The organism is Actinophytocola sp., from assembly GCF_036378875.1.
In the GTDB taxonomy this organism is placed as follows: domain Bacteria; phylum Actinomycetota; class Actinomycetes; order Mycobacteriales; family Pseudonocardiaceae; genus Actinophytocola.
This window is the reverse complement of record NZ_DASUVO010000128.1, coordinates 42,197-57,447: the sequence shown is the minus strand read 5'-3', so window position 1 is coordinate 57,447 and position 15,251 is coordinate 42,197. Positions and strand designations below refer to the sequence as shown.

17 protein-coding genes are annotated in these 15,251 nt (G+C 69.7%); 6 read left to right on the top strand and 11 right to left on the bottom strand.

Features of this window, described 5'->3' with window-relative positions:
• Positions 1 to 110: 110 nt before the first annotated feature.
• The 5 genes from VF106_RS36440 to deoC all read right to left on the bottom strand — a co-directional run bounded on the left by VF106_RS36440 (position 111) and on the right by deoC (position 4,904).
• The gene (locus VF106_RS36440) at positions 111 to 1,223 is read right to left on the bottom strand and encodes a C40 family peptidase (protein ID WP_330844498.1); all 1,113 of its coding nucleotides are present in this window, start codon (positions 1,221 to 1,223) and stop codon (positions 111 to 113) included.
• Positions 1,220 to 1,579, bottom strand: a complete 360-nt coding sequence (locus VF106_RS36435) for a hypothetical protein (RefSeq protein ID WP_330844497.1) — start codon at positions 1,577 to 1,579, stop codon at positions 1,220 to 1,222. The genes VF106_RS36440 and VF106_RS36435 overlap by 4 nt, the downstream gene beginning before the upstream one ends.
• 67 nt (positions 1,580 to 1,646) lie before the next feature.
• Positions 1,647 to 2,513, bottom strand: a complete 867-nt coding sequence (locus tag VF106_RS36430; RefSeq protein WP_330844496.1) for an aldehyde dehydrogenase family protein — start codon at positions 2,511 to 2,513, stop codon at positions 1,647 to 1,649.
• Positions 2,506 to 3,933: an aldehyde dehydrogenase family protein gene (locus VF106_RS36425; protein ID WP_330844495.1), complete on the bottom strand. Its 1,428-nt coding sequence runs from the start codon at positions 3,931 to 3,933 to the stop codon at positions 2,506 to 2,508. Before VF106_RS36425 ends, VF106_RS36430 begins: the two co-directional genes overlap by 8 nt.
• A gap of 2 nt (positions 3,934 to 3,935) precedes the next feature.
• A complete protein-coding gene (gene deoC, locus VF106_RS36420) occupies positions 3,936 to 4,904 on the bottom strand; it encodes a deoxyribose-phosphate aldolase (protein ID WP_330844494.1) in 969 nt (322 codons plus the stop codon).
• Positions 4,905 to 5,144: 240 nt separating this feature from the next.
• Here deoC and VF106_RS36415 point away from each other — a divergent pair, with 240 nt between their 5' ends.
• Positions 5,145 to 6,098, top strand: coding sequence for a helix-turn-helix domain-containing protein (locus VF106_RS36415; RefSeq protein ID WP_330844493.1), 954 nt, complete (start codon positions 5,145 to 5,147; stop codon positions 6,096 to 6,098).
• On the opposite strand, the gene VF106_RS36410 is transcribed toward VF106_RS36415, so the two are convergent.
• Together VF106_RS36410 and VF106_RS36405 are read right to left on the bottom strand one after the other, a co-directional pair.
• Positions 6,095 to 6,940, bottom strand: a complete 846-nt coding sequence (locus VF106_RS36410) for an alpha/beta fold hydrolase (RefSeq protein WP_414639147.1) — start codon at positions 6,938 to 6,940, stop codon at positions 6,095 to 6,097. The two genes, VF106_RS36415 and VF106_RS36410, sit on opposite strands and share 4 nt — an antisense overlap.
• A gap of 88 nt (positions 6,941 to 7,028) precedes the next feature.
• Positions 7,029 to 7,676 (bottom strand): DUF1707 SHOCT-like domain-containing protein, encoded by a 648-nt coding sequence (locus VF106_RS36405; RefSeq protein WP_330844491.1) that lies wholly within the window; start codon positions 7,674 to 7,676, stop codon positions 7,029 to 7,031.
• 23 nt (positions 7,677 to 7,699) lie between these two features.
• On the opposite strand from VF106_RS36405, the gene VF106_RS36400 reads away from it, so the two are divergent.
• From VF106_RS36400 to VF106_RS36380, 5 genes are all read left to right on the top strand, one after another.
• Positions 7,700 to 8,500, top strand: coding sequence for a methyltransferase domain-containing protein (locus VF106_RS36400; protein ID WP_330844490.1), 801 nt, complete (start codon positions 7,700 to 7,702; stop codon positions 8,498 to 8,500).
• 15 nt (positions 8,501 to 8,515) lie between these two features.
• On the top strand, positions 8,516 to 9,139 hold the full coding sequence (gene upp / locus VF106_RS36395) for a uracil phosphoribosyltransferase (RefSeq protein ID WP_330844489.1): 624 nt from the start codon (positions 8,516 to 8,518) through the stop codon (positions 9,137 to 9,139).
• A gap of 34 nt (positions 9,140 to 9,173) precedes the next feature.
• Positions 9,174 to 9,380: a ribbon-helix-helix protein, CopG family gene (locus VF106_RS36390; protein ID WP_330844488.1), complete on the top strand. Its 207-nt coding sequence runs from the start codon at positions 9,174 to 9,176 to the stop codon at positions 9,378 to 9,380.
• A 90-nt stretch (positions 9,381 to 9,470) separates the two neighbouring features.
• Positions 9,471 to 9,860, top strand: a complete 390-nt coding sequence (locus VF106_RS36385) for a type II toxin-antitoxin system death-on-curing family toxin (RefSeq protein WP_414639146.1) — start codon at positions 9,471 to 9,473, stop codon at positions 9,858 to 9,860.
• 39 nt (positions 9,861 to 9,899) lie between these two features.
• A complete protein-coding gene (locus tag VF106_RS36380; protein WP_330844487.1) occupies positions 9,900 to 10,292 on the top strand; it encodes a MerR family transcriptional regulator in 393 nt (130 codons plus the stop codon).
• Positions 10,293 to 10,914: 622 nt separating this feature from the next.
• Here the strand turns inward: VF106_RS36380 and VF106_RS36375 are convergent.
• The 4 genes from VF106_RS36375 to VF106_RS36360 are packed head-to-tail and all read right to left on the bottom strand — an operon-like array spanning position 10,915 to position 14,551.
• Entirely contained in the window at positions 10,915 to 11,367 is a 453-nt protein-coding gene (locus VF106_RS36375; RefSeq protein ID WP_330844486.1) for a flavodoxin family protein, read from the bottom strand.
• A 3-nt stretch (positions 11,368 to 11,370) separates the two neighbouring features.
• Positions 11,371 to 12,990 (bottom strand): phospho-sugar mutase, encoded by a 1,620-nt coding sequence (locus VF106_RS36370; RefSeq protein WP_330844485.1) that lies wholly within the window; start codon positions 12,988 to 12,990, stop codon positions 11,371 to 11,373.
• Positions 12,987 to 13,781, bottom strand: coding sequence for a purine-nucleoside phosphorylase (locus VF106_RS36365; RefSeq protein WP_330844484.1), 795 nt, complete (start codon positions 13,779 to 13,781; stop codon positions 12,987 to 12,989). The genes VF106_RS36370 and VF106_RS36365 overlap by 4 nt, the downstream gene beginning before the upstream one ends.
• Positions 13,782 to 13,810: 29 nt before the next feature.
• On the bottom strand, positions 13,811 to 14,551 hold the full coding sequence (locus VF106_RS36360; RefSeq protein ID WP_330844533.1) for a hypothetical protein: 741 nt from the start codon (positions 14,549 to 14,551) through the stop codon (positions 13,811 to 13,813).
• Positions 14,552 to 15,251 lie beyond the last annotated feature (700 nt).

The following is a 15,251-nucleotide window of genomic DNA, read 5'->3' as shown; positions in this document are numbered from 1 at the left end:
CGCTGTCGGCCCCTGCGAGTTTCGTTTCGGGGACACCGGGGCGTACCTGAAAACGTAACTCGGGGGTGCTGAACGCGAGACTCGCCGGGGCCGAACGCGCGACTCGCGCGTTAGCCCGTCGGGCGGTAGAAGCCCACGAACGGCATGCCCGAGTTCGTCGTGCGGAGTGGGTTCACCTGTACCGGGTCGCCGGCCTCGACGATCTGGCCTTCGCCGATGTACATGGCGACATGGCCCTCCCAGCAGACCAGGTCACCCGGTAGGAGTTGGTCGGCTGACGGGACTTCGGCGCCGATGTCCTGTTCGCGGGACGTGCGTGGGATGTCCAGTCCGCCCTCGCCGTAGGCGAACTGGGTCAGGCCGCTGCAGTCCAGGCCGACGCCGGGTGCGGTGCCGCCCCATACGTACGGCACGCCGAGCTGGCCAAGCGCCGCGCGGACCGCCTTGGCCGCGGTCTCGTTGGGGGCCATGACTGTGCTGCCGTCCGGCAGGTTCACCGCGACACCGGTACCCGGCTGCGGCGGGATCGCGACCGGCAGGCGCTTCTTGGTGGCGACACCGCCGCCACCGCCACCGCTGAAGCCGCCGCCCCCACCGCCGCCTCCTCCGCCACCGCCGCCGGTGCCGCCACCGGAGTTGTAGGCGGCCGGCGGCTGGGCGGCGGGGCCACTCTCGGCGCTGGACGGGGTGGTGGCGCCGCTGCCGTTGAGCTTGTCGACGACACCGGTCAGCTGTGCCATCACGGCTTCGAGGTTGGTGCTGCTCTCCCCGCTGACCTGTGCGCCCAGCCGGATCAGCTCGGAGATCTTGGCCTGGGCGCCGGGGTGGTCACCGGCGGCCCGCAGCGCGGACGCGGCCGACAGCAGTTCGGCCGCCTTGTCCATGAAGTTGTCGATGAGCTGCTGGTTGGCGTTCTGGCCGACCTTGAGGATGCCGGCCGCGTCCCGTACCGCGGCCTGGACCTCGGCGCTGTACTCGCCGATGTCCTTGGCGGTGGTGGTCATCGTCCGCACGTCGGCGGCCTGGCGGTCCGCCGAGCCGCCGGCCCAGCCGTACTGCAGGGTGCGGGTCTGCGCGTTCGCGTCCGAATCGTAGGAGTACAGCGCGGTCTGGAGGTTGCCGTGCGCCTGGCCGACACTGTCGATCGCGCCGTCGTCGGTGGCGAGTTGGCGCTGCGCGTCAGCGGCCGGCTGGATGAGCGGCGTAACAAGGGCCTCAGTCATAGGATGTCACCGATCGCCTTGCGCATGCGGCGGTCGTGCTCGTCCTCGATCGACTCGTAGTTCGTCCACGTCTGGGCGACCGCGTCGGTCATCGCGTTCGTGTTGGTGGCGAGCCCGTCTACCCGGTCGACCTGTCGCTGCGTCGCGTTGCGGATCGCGGCGGACAACCCCACCTCGTCGCCGACCCGGGAGAACGCGTTGCCGTTCAGCGACGTGTGCGCCGCGAGGTTGTTGCGTGTCACCGTGTCCAGGTCGTCGGCGAGCGGCCGGAACCCCCGGGTGAAGCTCGCGAACGCGTCCTCGTTGGCGTCGTAGCCAGGTGGCGGTGGTGGCAGCGGCTCGTTGTGGTCAGTCATCAGCGCCCCTCCTGCTTCAGTGCAAAGAGTAGGCCATACCACTACGCCACGTGTGCGAAATCGGTTGTCAGACCCCCATCGGGTGCCACACGGTCTTGGTCTCCAGGAACGCGCGGAGACGCGACACGTCCGGCTGGGTGGTCCAGTCCGGCTCCGTGGCTCGCGCACGCAGGACCCGCTTGACGGTGTCGGCCGCCGCGCCCTCCAACTCGGCACGCATCGACTCCGGCGCGCCGGTGAGGTCGAGCGCGTTGACGTCGGCGTGCGAGGCCAGCCACGGGGCCAACTCGGCGGTCCGGCCCGTGATCACGTTGACCACGCCGCCCGGCACGTCGGACGTCGCGAGCACCTCCGACAGCGTGATCGCGGGCAGCGGCCGGTCCTGCGCGGCGACCACGACGGCCGTGTTGCCGGTCGCGATCACCGGAGCCACCACGCTCACCAGGCCCAGCAACGAGGACGACTGCGGGGCGAGCACCCCGACCACACCGGTCGGCTCGGGCACCGAGAAGGAGAAGTACGGCCCGGCGACCGGGTTCGAGGCGCCGAGCACCGAGGCGACCTTGTCCGCCCAGCCCGCGTACCAGACCCACCTGTCGATCGCGGCGTCCACAGTGGACTGCGCCTTGCGTGCCGCGACGCCCTCGCTCGCCGCGACCTCGGCGACGAACTGCTCGCGCCGGCCCTCCAGCAGCTCGGCCACCCGGTACAGCACCTGACCCCGGTTGTAGGCCGTGGCGCCGGACCAGCCACCGAAAGCCTTGCGGGCGGCCACAACCGCCTCGCGAACGTCCTTTCTGGACCCCTGCGCGGCGTTGGCGAGGAACGTGCCCTTGCCGTCCCGCACGGGGTAGGAGCGGCCCGACTCGGAACGCGGGAACGCGCCGCCGATGTAGAGCTTGTACGTCTTGGCGACGGAAAGACGGTCAGACATCGAGGTATGCCTCCAGCCCCGCGCGGCCGCCCTCGCGACCGAACCCGGACTCCTGGTAGCCGCCGAACGGCGCGGTCGGGTCGAACCGGTTGAACGTGTTGGCCCACACCACGCCGGCGCGGAGCTTGTTCGCCATCCAGAGAATGCGCGAGCCCTTCTCGGTCCAGACACCGGCCGAGAGACCGTACGGGGTGTTGTTGGCCTTGGCGACGGCCTCGTCCGGGGTGCGGAACGTCAGTACCGACAGCACCGGCCCGAAGATCTCCTCCCGCGCGATCCGCATGGCCTGGCTGACGCCGGAGAACACGGTCGGCGCGAAGTAGAAACCCTTGTCCGGCAACGAACACGGGCTCACCCACTTCTCGGCGCCCTCCGCCTCACCCGACTCGACCAGCGAGGTGATCTTGTCGAGCTGGTCGCGGGAGTTGATGGCGCCGACGTCGGTGTTCTTGTCGAGCGGGTCGCCGACCCGCAGCGTCGAGACACGGGCGCGCAGCTTGTCGAGCAGCTCGTCGGCGACCGACTCCTGGACCAGCAGGCGGGAACCGGCGCAGCACACGTGGCCCTGGTTGAAGAAGATGCCGTTGACGATGCCCTCGACGGCCTGGTCGAGCGGGGCGTCGTCGAACACGACGTTGGCCGCCTTGCCACCCAGCTCGAGCGTGACCTTCTTGCCACGACCGGCGAGCGAGCGCTGGATGAGCTTGCCGACCTCCGTGGAGCCGGTGAACGCGACCTTGTCGACGCCGGTGTTGCTGACCAGCTCGGCCCCCACGTCGCCGGCGCCGGGCAGGATGTTGACCACGCCCGGCGGCAGCTCGGCCTGCTGGATGATCTCGGCGAGGACGAGCGCGGTGAGCGGCGTGGTCTCGGCCGGCTTGAGCACGACCGTGTTGCCGCAGGCCAACGCCGGTGCGATCTTCCACGCGGCCATCAGCAGCGGGAAGTTCCACGGAATGACCTGCCCGGCCACGCCGAGCGGCCTCGGGTCGGGACCGAGGCCCGCGTAGGAGAGCTTGTCGGCCCAGCCCGCGTGGTAGAAGAAGTGCGCCGAGGCGGTCGGCACGTCGACGTCGCGGGACTCCTTGATGGGCTTGCCGTTGTCGAGCGTCTCCAGCACGGCCAGCTCGCGGGCCCGCTCGGCGATCATGCGCGCGATCCGGTAGATGTACTTGGCCCGCTCGGCGCCCGGCATGCGGCCCCACACGCGTTCGTACGCGCGGCGCGCCGCCTTGACCGCGCGGTCGACGTCGTTCTTGTCGGCCGTGCCGACCTCGGCCAGCACCTCCTCCGTGGCCGGGTTGACGGTCTTCAGCGGCTCACCGCCGCCGTCGACGAACTCGCCGTCGACGAACATCCGGTAGCTGGGCCGCAGGTTCGCGATGTCCCGTGACTCGGGTGCTGGTGCGTACTCCCACATGTCTAATCCACCGTCACGTAGTCAGGGCCGCTGTAGTGGCCTTCGAGCTGGGCGCGTCGCTGCATGAGCAGGTCGTTGAGCAGGCTGGACGCGCCGAAGCGGAAGAGCTTCGGGGACAGCCAGTCCTCGCCGGCGACCTCGTGGACGGCGACCAGGTAGCGGATGGCGTCCTTGGTGTTGCGGATGCCGCCGGCCGGCTTGACGCCGCGGAGCTCACCGGTCTCGGTGTGCCAGTCGCGGACGGCCTGCAGCATGACGTGGGTGACGGGCAGCGTGGCGGCCGGGCTCACCTTGCCCGTGGAGGTCTTGATGAAGTCGCCACCGGCCAGCAGCGCGAGCCAGGAGGCACGGCGCACGTTGTCGTAGGTGGTGAGCTCGCCGGTCTCCAGGATCACCTTGAGGTGGGCGTTGCCGCTGGCCTGCTTGATCGTGACGATCTCGTCGAACACCTTGCCGTACTGCCCGGACAGGAACGCCCCTCGGTCGATGACCATGTCCACCTCGGTGGCGCCGCTCTCGACGGCCAGCTCGGTGTCGGCGATCTTGATCCGTAACGAGGACCGGCCGCTCGGGAAGGCAGTCGCCACACTGGCGACGTCGACGCCCGTGCCCTGCAGCTCCTTCGCGGCCGTCTCCACCATGTCCGGGTAGACACACACCGCGGCGACCTTGGGCACGTCCGGCCGTTCCGGGTCGGGCCGGCGGGCCTTGGCGCAGAGCGAGCGGACCTTTCCGGTGGTGTCCGCGCCTTCGAGCGTGGTCAGGTCGACCATGCTGATCGCCGTGTCGATGGCCCAGAGCTTCGACGCCTTCTTGATGCTGCGCGTGGCCAGGCCGGCCGCGCGCTGCTCGACGCCCACCTGGTCGACACCGGGAAGACCGTGGAGGAACCGGCGCAGGGACGTCTCGTCCCTGGTCGCGTCGGCCAGCGCGGGCGGTAGCCCGGCACTCGCCACCTGAGGTGCTGCCATGCGCCCGAGTCTAGGCCGCCCCACTGACAGGCTCCCCCAACCGGAGGCTCGGGCGGACGCGCACGAGCCTCCGGCTCCCCCAGCCGTTGTGGGATTCCCCACGAACGCAGCGTGACCGGCGGCGTGCCGCGGCGGCAAGCGAATTGCCTGTTCGGACGTGTTCGGAACGCGGCCTGGGGCGTTCCGCCGGCGGTCGAACACCTGGTTGGCCGGTGATCCGATCACTGACATGCTGTGCCGGTGGGGAGTTCAGGCGAGGCGCCGGATCCGACGAATGCCAGCACTCCGGCCGAGTTCATCGCGAAGCTCCGCGCGTTGCGAACGTGGTCCGGGTTGACCTACCGCCAGATGGAGGGCAAGGCGGCGACGTACCGGGACGCGCTCCCGGCCAGCACCATCGCGACGACTCTTGGCCGGGCGACGCTGCCGCGTGAACGGTTCGTCGACGCGTTCACCCGCGCGTGCGGCCTCGGCGACGACGAGGTGCGCACGTGGCTCGAGGTACGCACGCGCATCGCGATGGCCGACCCCACGCAACCCGAGGAGGAGCCGCCACCCTCGCGACCACGGTGGCACGGTTTGGCACGGGTGGCCGCCATCGCGGCCATCGGAGCGGCGGTCGGGGTCGCGGCGACGCTCGGCATCGGCGCGCTGTCCGGCTCCGAGGGGTCGGCAACGCAGGAACCGAAGTACGTGGAGCTGCCCGCGAAGCCGGTCGGCGGCCTCGACATGCCGGTCGTGGGCAGCTGGGCGCGGATCCACCCCGCCGGCTCGCCCGACCTGTGCCTGAGCCAGGGCTACGACCGGACTGACCGGTACGACACGGAGATCGCCGCGCAGATGCCCTGCGAGGAGGTTCCGTTCCCCCTCGTCTACCTCGAACCGGTGGCCGAGAACGTCGTGCAGATCCAGTGGCACCACCCGGAGTTCGGGGTCGGCTGCCTCGCGGTGATGCTCGACGGGGTCGGCCAGGACATGCTCGAGCCCCGCGACAAGTGCGCCGACGGCGACCTGACCGAGCAGTTCCGGCTCGAACAGGACGGCGAGCACTTCCGTCTCCAGCCGACGGTCAACTACCGGTGCCTTGGCCTGCGCGCACCGGTGGACGAAGCCGGCGCGGAGGTCGTCCAGAGCCCCTGTTCCGACGCCGCCGAGCAGAGGTTCGCGATCGAGCTGATCAAGCCGCCGTTCTAGGAACCGGAGGAGACCGGGACCTCGTCCGGGCCGTTGCGGAGCAGCGTGCGCCAGTGGTCGGGGTCGTGTTCCGCCGGGGGCGTCGAGGCGATGAAGTCGTCGAGCAGGGCGACGAACCGGTCCGGGTCTGTCTGGTGCGGGAAGTGGCCGGCGCCGTCGAAGATCTCCAGCCGGCTGCCCGGCATCGCCCGGTGGGCCTTGTGCGCGTGGCCGACCGGGACGATGCGGTCGGCAGAACCCCACACCAGCAGGGTGGGGATGCCCCGGGTGAGGTAGCAGCGGTCCAGCATCGTCACGACCTGGCCACGGACGTCGACCACCGAGCGCAGCGTCCGCAGGAACGCCGTGCGCGTGGCCCGGTCCCGCAACGCGGTGTACCGCTCCCGCGCGTACGTGGCGTCCGGTCCGAAGTCCAGCAGCGGCAGTAGCGCAGGCATGCCGGGGATGTGGGTGAGCAGCGGCAACGCCAGCTCGGCTCCGGGTGCGGACGCGAGCCGCAGCAGCGGGTGCACGCCCCGGCCGACGCCGCCGCTCGACACCAGCACCAGGCGCTCGCAGCGTTCCGGGAACTGGTACGCGAACTGCATGGCCACCCCGCCCCCGAGCGAGTGACCGACGACCGTCACCCGATCGATGTCGAGGACGCCGAGAAGGTCACGCATGCCGCACGCGTAGGCCGCCGCGGCGTAGTCGGCGCGAGGTTTGTCCGAGCCGCCGTGGCCGAGCAGGTCCGGCGCGACCACCGTGTACCGCTCCGCCAGCTTCGGCAACAGGTGTGACCAGGTGCCGGAGTGGTCGCTGATCCCGTGCACGAGCAGCAGCGCCGGCCCGCTGCCGACCATCCGGTACGCGCGGCGGTAACCATGGACAACCCGGTAGCGCAACTCAGCCACCTGGTCATTCTCAGCCCGGCACATGACGGCCGAGTTACTAGTCCTCGATCTCGGCGCGCTTCTTCTTGCGCCGTTTCACCTCGACCGCGCCCCACACCGCGAGGCCGGTGACCCGCACGAGCGGCACGCCCGGCCTCGGCTGTGCCTGGTTGTGCGCGCGGTTCTCGAACGCGCCCATGAACCCCGTGCCGTTGACCTGCACGGCGATGTCGTCCGGCACGTAGATCTCGATGCCACCCATGAACGCGAACGCCTGGATGGTGGTCTCCGGGTCCTCGAACCGCGCCTCGGTCAGGTCGATCTCGATGCCACCCATGAACGCGAACGTCGTGAACGTCGGCGGTACCGTCCACACACCCTTGCGGCCGGTTCCGGACAGGACCGCGATCGCGCTCGACGACGTGCCGCGGCCGCCGATCCGGTTGTTCGGCAACGGCATGGGTGAGGATGTGGTCACGGGCACGGGGAGCTGCGGCGCCTGGTTGCCCACCGGCAGGTCACGCACCATCGGTTCGAGGTCGCCGAAGGTCTTGGCCGCGTAGACCTTGTCGAGCCGTTCCTCCAACTCGCTGACCGTGAGCCGCCCCTCGGCCATGGCGTTGTGCAGCACCTGCGCGACACGCTCACGGTCGTCGTTGGACACCCGCATGTCCCGCGGGTCGGGCACGGCAGGGGGTTCACTCACGCGAGTGAGGTTATCGTGCGCACATGCCTGACGGTCCCCCGCACGGCCATTTGTCCACCGACGATTTATCCACCGCTGACGTGGACGTCCAGATCGCCGCACTGGACCACCAGTCGCGGCTGCCAGGAATTCCCCGGTTACGCGCGTGGTCGGTCGCGGTGCTCGGGTTGAAGCCCGGCGAGCGGGTGCTCGACATCGGTTCCGGCACCGGTGAGCTGGCCCGCATCCTCGCCGAGGCGGTCGGTGAGACCGGCGAGGCGATCGGGCTCGACCCGAACGAGGGCATGCGTGCCGAGGCGGCCCGCCGGGCGCGGCACGCACGGTTCGTCGCTGGTGACGCGTACGCCCTGCCGTTCCCGGACAGCTCGTTGGACGCGATCACCTGCGAGCGGGTGTTCCAGCACCTCACCGAGCCGGACAAGGCCGCCGCGGAGATCGCCAGGGTGCTGCGCCCCGGCGGCCGGGTGGTCATCACCGACACCGACTGGGCGACGGCGATCATCCATCCCGGTGATCCCGACATCGCGCGAGTGGTCATCGAGGCCATGCGGGGCGGGATCGTGAACCCGTTCGCCGCGCGGCGACTGCCCGGCCACCTCATCCGCGCCGGACTCACGGTCGACGACACCGGCTCGCACGCCCTGATCCAGTCGGCGGCCGCGGCGACCGGCCCGCTCGTGAAAATGCTCGGGCGCATGGCCGTTGACCGTGGGGTGATCGACGCGCAGCGGTGCGAACGGTTCCTGGAGGACCTCGCCGCCGGCGCCGGGAGCGGTGATTTCCACATGTCGGTGACGATGTTCGCGGTGCTCGCGCACAAGTGACTACCGTGTCGCCTCATGGATGTGTTGACCGTCGATCACCCGCTGGCCAAGGCGCGGTTGACCGTCATGCGGGACGCCCGCACCGACAACGCCACCTTCCGCGCGGCGCTGCACGAGCTGACCGTGATGCTGATCTACGAGGCGATGCGGGACGCGCCGGTGCGCACCGACCGCATCCACACGCCGGTGGCGCGGACCGAGGGGTACTGGCTCGCGAACCCGCCGCTGCTGGTGCCGGTGCTGCGGGCCGGGCTCGGCATGGCCGACCAGGCCCACAAGCTCATCCCGGAGGCGCAGATGGGCTTCGTCGGGCTGGCGCGCAACGAGGAGACGCTGGAGCCGACGCCGTACATGGAGTCGCTGCCGGCCGACCTGGCCGGACGTCCGGTGTTCGTGCTTGACCCGATGCTCGCGACCGGCGGGTCGATGGAGTACACGATCCGGCTCCTGACCGACCGCGGCGCGACCGACGTCACCGCGGTGTGCGCCCTGGCCGCGCCGGAGGGCATCAAGCACCTGTCGGAGGCACACCTGCCGGTCAGGCTGGTGACGGCGGCCGTCGACGAGCGGCTGAACGACTCCGGCTACATCGTCCCGGGCCTTGGTGACGCCGGCGACCGGCAGTATGGCGCGGTCTAGTGATGTTTGGTATCAAAATGGTACCGTCGATCGCATGGCGATGACTCTCAGGCTGACCGATGAGGAAAACGAGCATCTCGCCGAGCTGGCCGCCAGCGAAGGCAGGTCCAAGCAGGAGATCATGCGGCTGGCCCTGGCCGACCGCTGGGCGCGCCTGCAGAAGGAGCAACAGCTCGGCGAGGTGCTTTCCCGCGTGCTACCGCGGTACCAGAGTTTGCTCGACCGAATCGGCACCACCTGACGCATTTTCATAACTGGTCTGCTCGGTTTTCCGGGCCTTTCCCGGCCGATTCCGACCTGGATTGTCGGTGGGGTCTGACATGATTCCGCAGTGATCATGTACTTGGACGCCAGCGACCTGCTCGTGCTCGCCGCTGCCGTCACCGGTGGTGATCTGGTGGTGCGCGATCTCGGCCTGCTGGACGCCGCGGCTCACCGACCCCGCGCGACGGTGTTGGGCGTGCAGGCGTACGACACCCTCTGGCTGAAGGCGGCCGCGCTGCTCGACTCGATCGTCTGCACCCGCCCGCTGGTCGAGGGCAACTGGCGACTCGGCTGGGTCGCCGCGGTCACCATCTGCGACATGAACGGCTGGTGGATCGACGCCGACGAGGACGAGGCGCTGGAACTGGTCCGCGAGGTAGGCCGCGGGAACGTCGGAGTACCGGAGATGGCCGCCCGCCTGGAGGCCTGGGCGCATCCGAAGGAGAGCGACCTCTGACTTGACCTGGAGTGCACTCCAGCTCCTACGGTCGATGGCGTGACTTACGCGATCGCCGAGGCAGCCCACCGCAGTGGGTTATCGATCGACACTCTCCGTTACTACGAACGTATCCAACTGATCGACCCACCAGCCCGCGACTCCGGCGGCCGCCGGGCATACTCCGACGACGACCTCGCCTGGCTGGAGTTCCTGACCAAGCTCCGGATGACTGGCATGCCGATCCGCATGATGCGGGAGTACGCGAAGCTGCGACACCAGGGCATGTCCACTGCGGGGCGCCGGAAGCAGATCCTCGTCGAGCAACGCGCTGAGGTGCTCAGCCGCATCGCGGAGCTGAACTCGTGCCTGGACGTGCTGAACTACAAGATCTCCAACTATGAGCTGTGCGAACGCGACGTGATCACTGAGGAACACGCGGCCACTGCCTGATTCGTGCCTGGACTCCTGGTGTCGCACAGCGGGCGATGTCGGGTATTCCGGGCATTGAGGCCTGGTTGGCTGCTTCGTGCGGTGCCGCCGTATTTTGGGCCGATCACGCCCCGACGCGGACCTCACCGACGCCGCCATCCGGGGGCAGACTTCCGACAAGATCATGCTCGTTGATCAACGCCAACACAGATGGTTGCGTAGGCATCCCCCACCCATACCCGGGGGGCCACCCCGAGGCCATCGTACCAAGCCACACAGACAAACCCCAGGTCGCGGCGGCCTGTGGACAACTTTCGCCGACGAGTTCGAGCGAATGGGACACTCGTGCGGACTCGGGGGGTCTTCAAGGTTCCTTGTGGGACGCCCCCACCCCGGGGATCTTGCTTGGCTGTTCTGCTCGTCAAGGGCAGGCCCGTTCCCGGATGTCCTGAAGGTCACCCTCGAGACATCGGCCACTAGCGGGCGGCGCGACCCAGGCCGCCCCGACGGAGCAAAGAAGACTTTGCTGGGCCCCGAGGCCATCGTGCAGGGCAACTGGGACAAATCCCTGGTCGACTTTCGCTGGCCAGTTCTGAGCGAAAGGGACACTCGTGCGCCCTGCGGGCGCATCGGTTGACCCTGGTCAAAGCATGAGGCCCGCTGCCACCGTGGCACCCAGTTCCCAGCATGCTTGTAGGTCCTGCTTGCTCGGTTCGCCGGTGACCGAGACCGTGGGGGTCACCTTTGCCCAGCCCAGGCCCGTCGTGATCGACTCTATGCCGCGGATCGCGCCTGTGGTGTCGTTGTTGCCGTGCACGTACAGGCCGAACGGGCGGCCCTGCGTCGCGTCAAGGCATGGGTAGTACGCCAGGTCGAAGAAGACCTTCAGCGCGCCCGACATCATGCCCAGGTTTGCCGGTGTGCCCAGGATGTAGCCGTCCGCGTCCAGTGCGTCCGAGACCGTCGCCGCCAGCGCGGGGCGGCGGACGACCGTCACGTTCTCGATCTCGTCCGTTGTCGCGCCGGCGACCACCGCCTCGAACATCGCCTGCATGGACGGGGACGGGGTGTGGTGCACGATCAGCAGCTTCGCCACGGTTCACACCTTCAGCAGGGCCTTTACCTCTTCGCGTAGTTCGGCCAGCCGGTTCTCCGCCGCCGTGCGTGCCGAGGCCAGCGTCTCCGTCACCGGGACCATGACCTCCAGATATGCCTTCACTTTCGGCTCTGTACCGGACGGGCGCACCACCACCCGCACGCCCTCGCCACGGAGGCGCACGATGTCCGGGGCAGGGTTGTCCTGCGTTACCGCAGCGCCCGCCAGTACCGCCGGTGGTGTCGCGCGTAACGAGGCCACCAGAGGGGCCGTTGCCGACACGTCGTCGAAGCGGAGTGACACCTGGTCAGTCAGGTGCACGCCGTGCCTGACCGACAGGTCGTCGAGCACGTCCAGCAGTGTGCGGCCCGCCGCCTTCAGCGTCGCCGCCATGTCGCATGCCACCACGGCCGCCGAGATGCCGTCCTTGTCCCGCACGAAGTCCGGGTCCACCGACAGCCCGAGTGCCTCCTCGTAGGCGAACACCAGGCCTTCGCCCGCACGCATCAGCCACTTGAAGCCGGTCAGCGTCTCCACGTGCCGCGCCCCGTGCGCCGCCGCCACCAGTGACAGCATCGACGACGACACGATGGTCGACGCCACCAACGGATCCGGGTAGTCCACTGTGGACAGCAGGTGGGAACCCAGCAGCACGCCTGTTTCGTCGCCCCGCAGCATGCGCCAGCCGGCGCCGTCGCGGACTCCCAGTGCGCAGCGGTCCGCGTCCGGGTCCAGCGCGATGGCCAGGTCCGCGTCCACTTCGGACGCATACGCGAGCAGCAGGTCGGCCGCGCCCGGCTCCTCCGGGTTGGGGAACGTCACCGTCGGGAAGTCCGGGTCCGGTTCGGCCTGCGCCTCGACCAGCCGGACATCGGTGAAACCCGCTGCCCGCAACGCTTCCACGGCCGTTTCCCCGCCGACGCCGTGCATCGGCGTCAGCACCACCCGCAGCTCGCGGGCCGTGCCGCGGGGCAACGCGGCGATGCGCTTGACATAGGCCGACACGTCGTCGATCGGCGACGCGCCCGGCGCCGTCGGCACGGACATGGCCGGTGGGGCGGACTGGATCGCCGTCTCGATCAGCGTGTCGTCCGGCGGCACGATCTGGGCGCCGTCGGCCGCGTACACCTTGTACCCGTTGTCAGCCGGCGGATTGTGCGACGCCGTCACCTGGATGCCCGCCACCGCACCCAAAGCACGCACGTGGAACGCGGTCATCGGTGTCGGTAGCGGGCCGGGCATCGTGCGCACCACGAAACCCGCCGCCGTCAGCACGAGCGCCGCCGCCTCCGCGAACTCGGCCGAACCGTGCCGCGCGTCACGGCCGACGATCACCGTGCCGCCCAGATGTCCCTTGTGCTTCAACCACACCGCGACGCCATAGGTCGCTCGCAGGACCACCGCACGGTTCATCCCGTTGGAGCCCGCCCGGACCGGACCGCGTAAACCGGCCGTGCCGAACGTCAACGTCCCGTTCATGCGGTCGGCCAGCTCGTCCACCGCGGCCGGGTCGCCGCCCATGGCCCGGGCGGTGATCTGCTGCAGCTCGGTGCGGGTCGCCGTGTCGGGATCGTCGGCGATCCACCGGAAGGCCCGGTCCCGCAACTCCGACGGAAGGCTCACGACCGTTCCACCAGAGAACGAAGCAACACACCCATGCGGGACGCCGCCGCGCGGCCCGCCTCCAGGACCTCCTCGTGGTTCAGCGGCTCACCCGTGACCCCGGCCGCCAGGTTCGTCACCAGCGACAGCCCGAACACCTCGACACCCGCCGCCCGCGCGGCGATCGCCTCCAGGACCGTCGACATGCCGACCAGGTCCGCGCCGAGGACACGCAGCATGCGGATCTCGGCCGGCGTCTCGAAGTGCGGGCCCGGCAGTCCCGCGTAGACACCCTCGACCAGCGTCGGGTCGATCTCCTTGGCCAGCGCCCGCAACCGCGGCGAGTACAGGTCGGTCAGGTCCACGAACTGTGCGCCCACCAGCGGTGACGTGGCGGTCAGGTTCAGGTGGTCACTGATCAGCACCGGCTGGCCGACCGACACGCCGTCCCGCAGGCAGCCGGCCGCGTTGGTGAGCACGACCGTGCGGCACCCGGCCGCGGCGGCCGTCCGCACCCCGTGCACCACCGCGCCAACACCGAGGCCCTCGTATAGGTGGGTGCGGCCGAGCAGGATCAACACCCGCTTGTCGCCGACGCGTAACGACCGCAACGTGCCGCCGTGCCCGAGGACGGTCGGTGCGATGAAACCAGGCAGGTCCGCCACGGACACCTCGAACTCGGGCGTGCCCAACTCGTCGGCGGCGGGTCGCCAACCGGAGCCGAGCACCAGCGCGACGTCGTGGGTGTCGACGCCGGTCTGCTTGGCGAGCGCCGTGGCCGCCGCTGCGGCGAGGTCCTGGGTGTCAGTCACGCGGCGAGAATACGTGCCTCCACCGACAATCAGCCGGTGACCTGGAACTTCGGCACAATCCGCTCGAACAGGGTGCTTCCGGAGTCCTCCTGGTCGATGGGCACGGTCACCGACACCACCCACAGATCACCTGCGTACGGCAGCAGGCGGGCGAACGTCACCCTGCTCTGGTCCTGCGCGGCCTGATCGTTCGGGGCGAGCACCTTCGTGTTGGCCGTCGCGCGGTAGTTCAGCTCCAGCGCGGCCTCTGGCGACGCGTCGTCGTCGAGACCCGGGATCGCCCGCTGGTACACGATGTCGATGGTCACGCCGGGTTCCGCGGCCTGCAGCCGGTCCAGGTAGTCGGCGATCGTGTAGCCGGGGTAGAAACCCGGGAACCGCTCGACCGTGACCAGCTGGGTGCCGTCTGGCGACGCGTAGTACACGCGGGTGCTGGCCACGAACTCGTCGTCGTCGATCTGCTCGACGAACTGCACCCAGTCGCGTGGCACGGGCACCGAGAAACCGCCGCCCGGCCGTTCCGCACCGCCCGCGTTGCCGGGTCGGGGGCTCACCGTGTCGGGTGGTTGTTCCTGCGACTGCGTGCTGGTGACCGTCGGCAGTACCTCCTCCGGCGGCAGGATCGATTTGCCGCCGACGTACCGGGACAGCGCGAACCCGCCAGCGGCCGCGGCGAAGAACAGCAGCACGGCCAGGAACGCCACGACACCGGTGGCGATGGAACCCCGCACCACTCGCACCGGCTCGTCGTCGGCCAGCTCGAACGGCAACGGCCCAGGCGCGGACGCGAGCGACGGCTCTCCAGCACGAGCACCGCTCTCCGATAGAGCACCAGTCTCACCCGAGAGCGCCGCTCTTAGCGACGACGGCATATCTCCCGCCCCGGCCACCCGCGGAGCCGACCCGCGCGAAGCACCAGACTCAGCCGAGAGCGATGCTCTCCCCGACGAGGACAGACCTCCAGGGCCAGCGGCCTGCGGGTTCGACACGGGCGGAGCACCAGACTCCGCAGAGAGCGGCGCTCTCCCCAAGGACGGCAAACCTCCCGACCCAGCGCCCCGCGGGTCCGAACCAGGCGAAGCACCAGACTCCGCAGAGAGCGGCGCTCTCCCCGAGGAACGCAAGCCTCCCGATCCGGCACCCTGCGGGTCCGAACCAGGTGAAGCACCAGACTCTCCTGAGAGCGGCGCTCTCCCTGACGAGGATTGACCTCCAGGGCCAGCGGCCTGCGGGTTTGACCCGGGTGGAGCACCGGACTCGCCAGAGAGCGGCGCTCTCTCTGGTGAGCTGCCTCGCACATTGCCCGTCGAACCGTCCCGTGCACTACCCGGTGCATTGCCCCGCACACTGCCCGGCGAAGGCAAAGGTCCCGGATCGGCGGCGAGCGGCGTCGAACCGGGCGGCAACTCAGCGCCGGCCCCAGCTCCGGATCCAGCTCCGAATCCAGCGCCCGACCTAACACCCGATTCA

Bases quoted from the DNA above. Each gene is read 5' to 3' on its own strand.
- VF106_RS36410 (WP_414639147.1), bottom strand. From the start codon at position 6,940: ATGGTCGGCAGCGGGCCGGCGCTGCTGCTCGTGCACGGGATCAGCGAC.
- upp (WP_330844489.1), top strand. From the start codon at position 8,516: ATGGATGTGTTGACCGTCGATCACCCGCTGGCCAAGGCGCGGTTGACC.
- VF106_RS36440 (WP_330844498.1), bottom strand. From the start codon at position 1,223: ATGACTGAGGCCCTTGTTACGCCGCTCATCCAGCCGGCCGCTGACGCG.
- VF106_RS36400 (WP_330844490.1), top strand. From the start codon at position 7,700: ATGCCTGACGGTCCCCCGCACGGCCATTTGTCCACCGACGATTTATCC.
- deoC (WP_330844494.1), bottom strand. From the start codon at position 4,904: ATGGCAGCACCTCAGGTGGCGAGTGCCGGGCTACCGCCCGCGCTGGCC.
- VF106_RS36435 (WP_330844497.1), bottom strand. From the start codon at position 1,579: ATGACTGACCACAACGAGCCGCTGCCACCACCGCCACCTGGCTACGAC.
- VF106_RS36390 (WP_330844488.1), top strand. From the start codon at position 9,174: ATGGCGATGACTCTCAGGCTGACCGATGAGGAAAACGAGCATCTCGCC.
- VF106_RS36425 (WP_330844495.1), bottom strand. From the start codon at position 3,933: ATGTGGGAGTACGCACCAGCACCCGAGTCACGGGACATCGCGAACCTG.
- VF106_RS36430 (WP_330844496.1), bottom strand. From the start codon at position 2,513: ATGTCTGACCGTCTTTCCGTCGCCAAGACGTACAAGCTCTACATCGGC.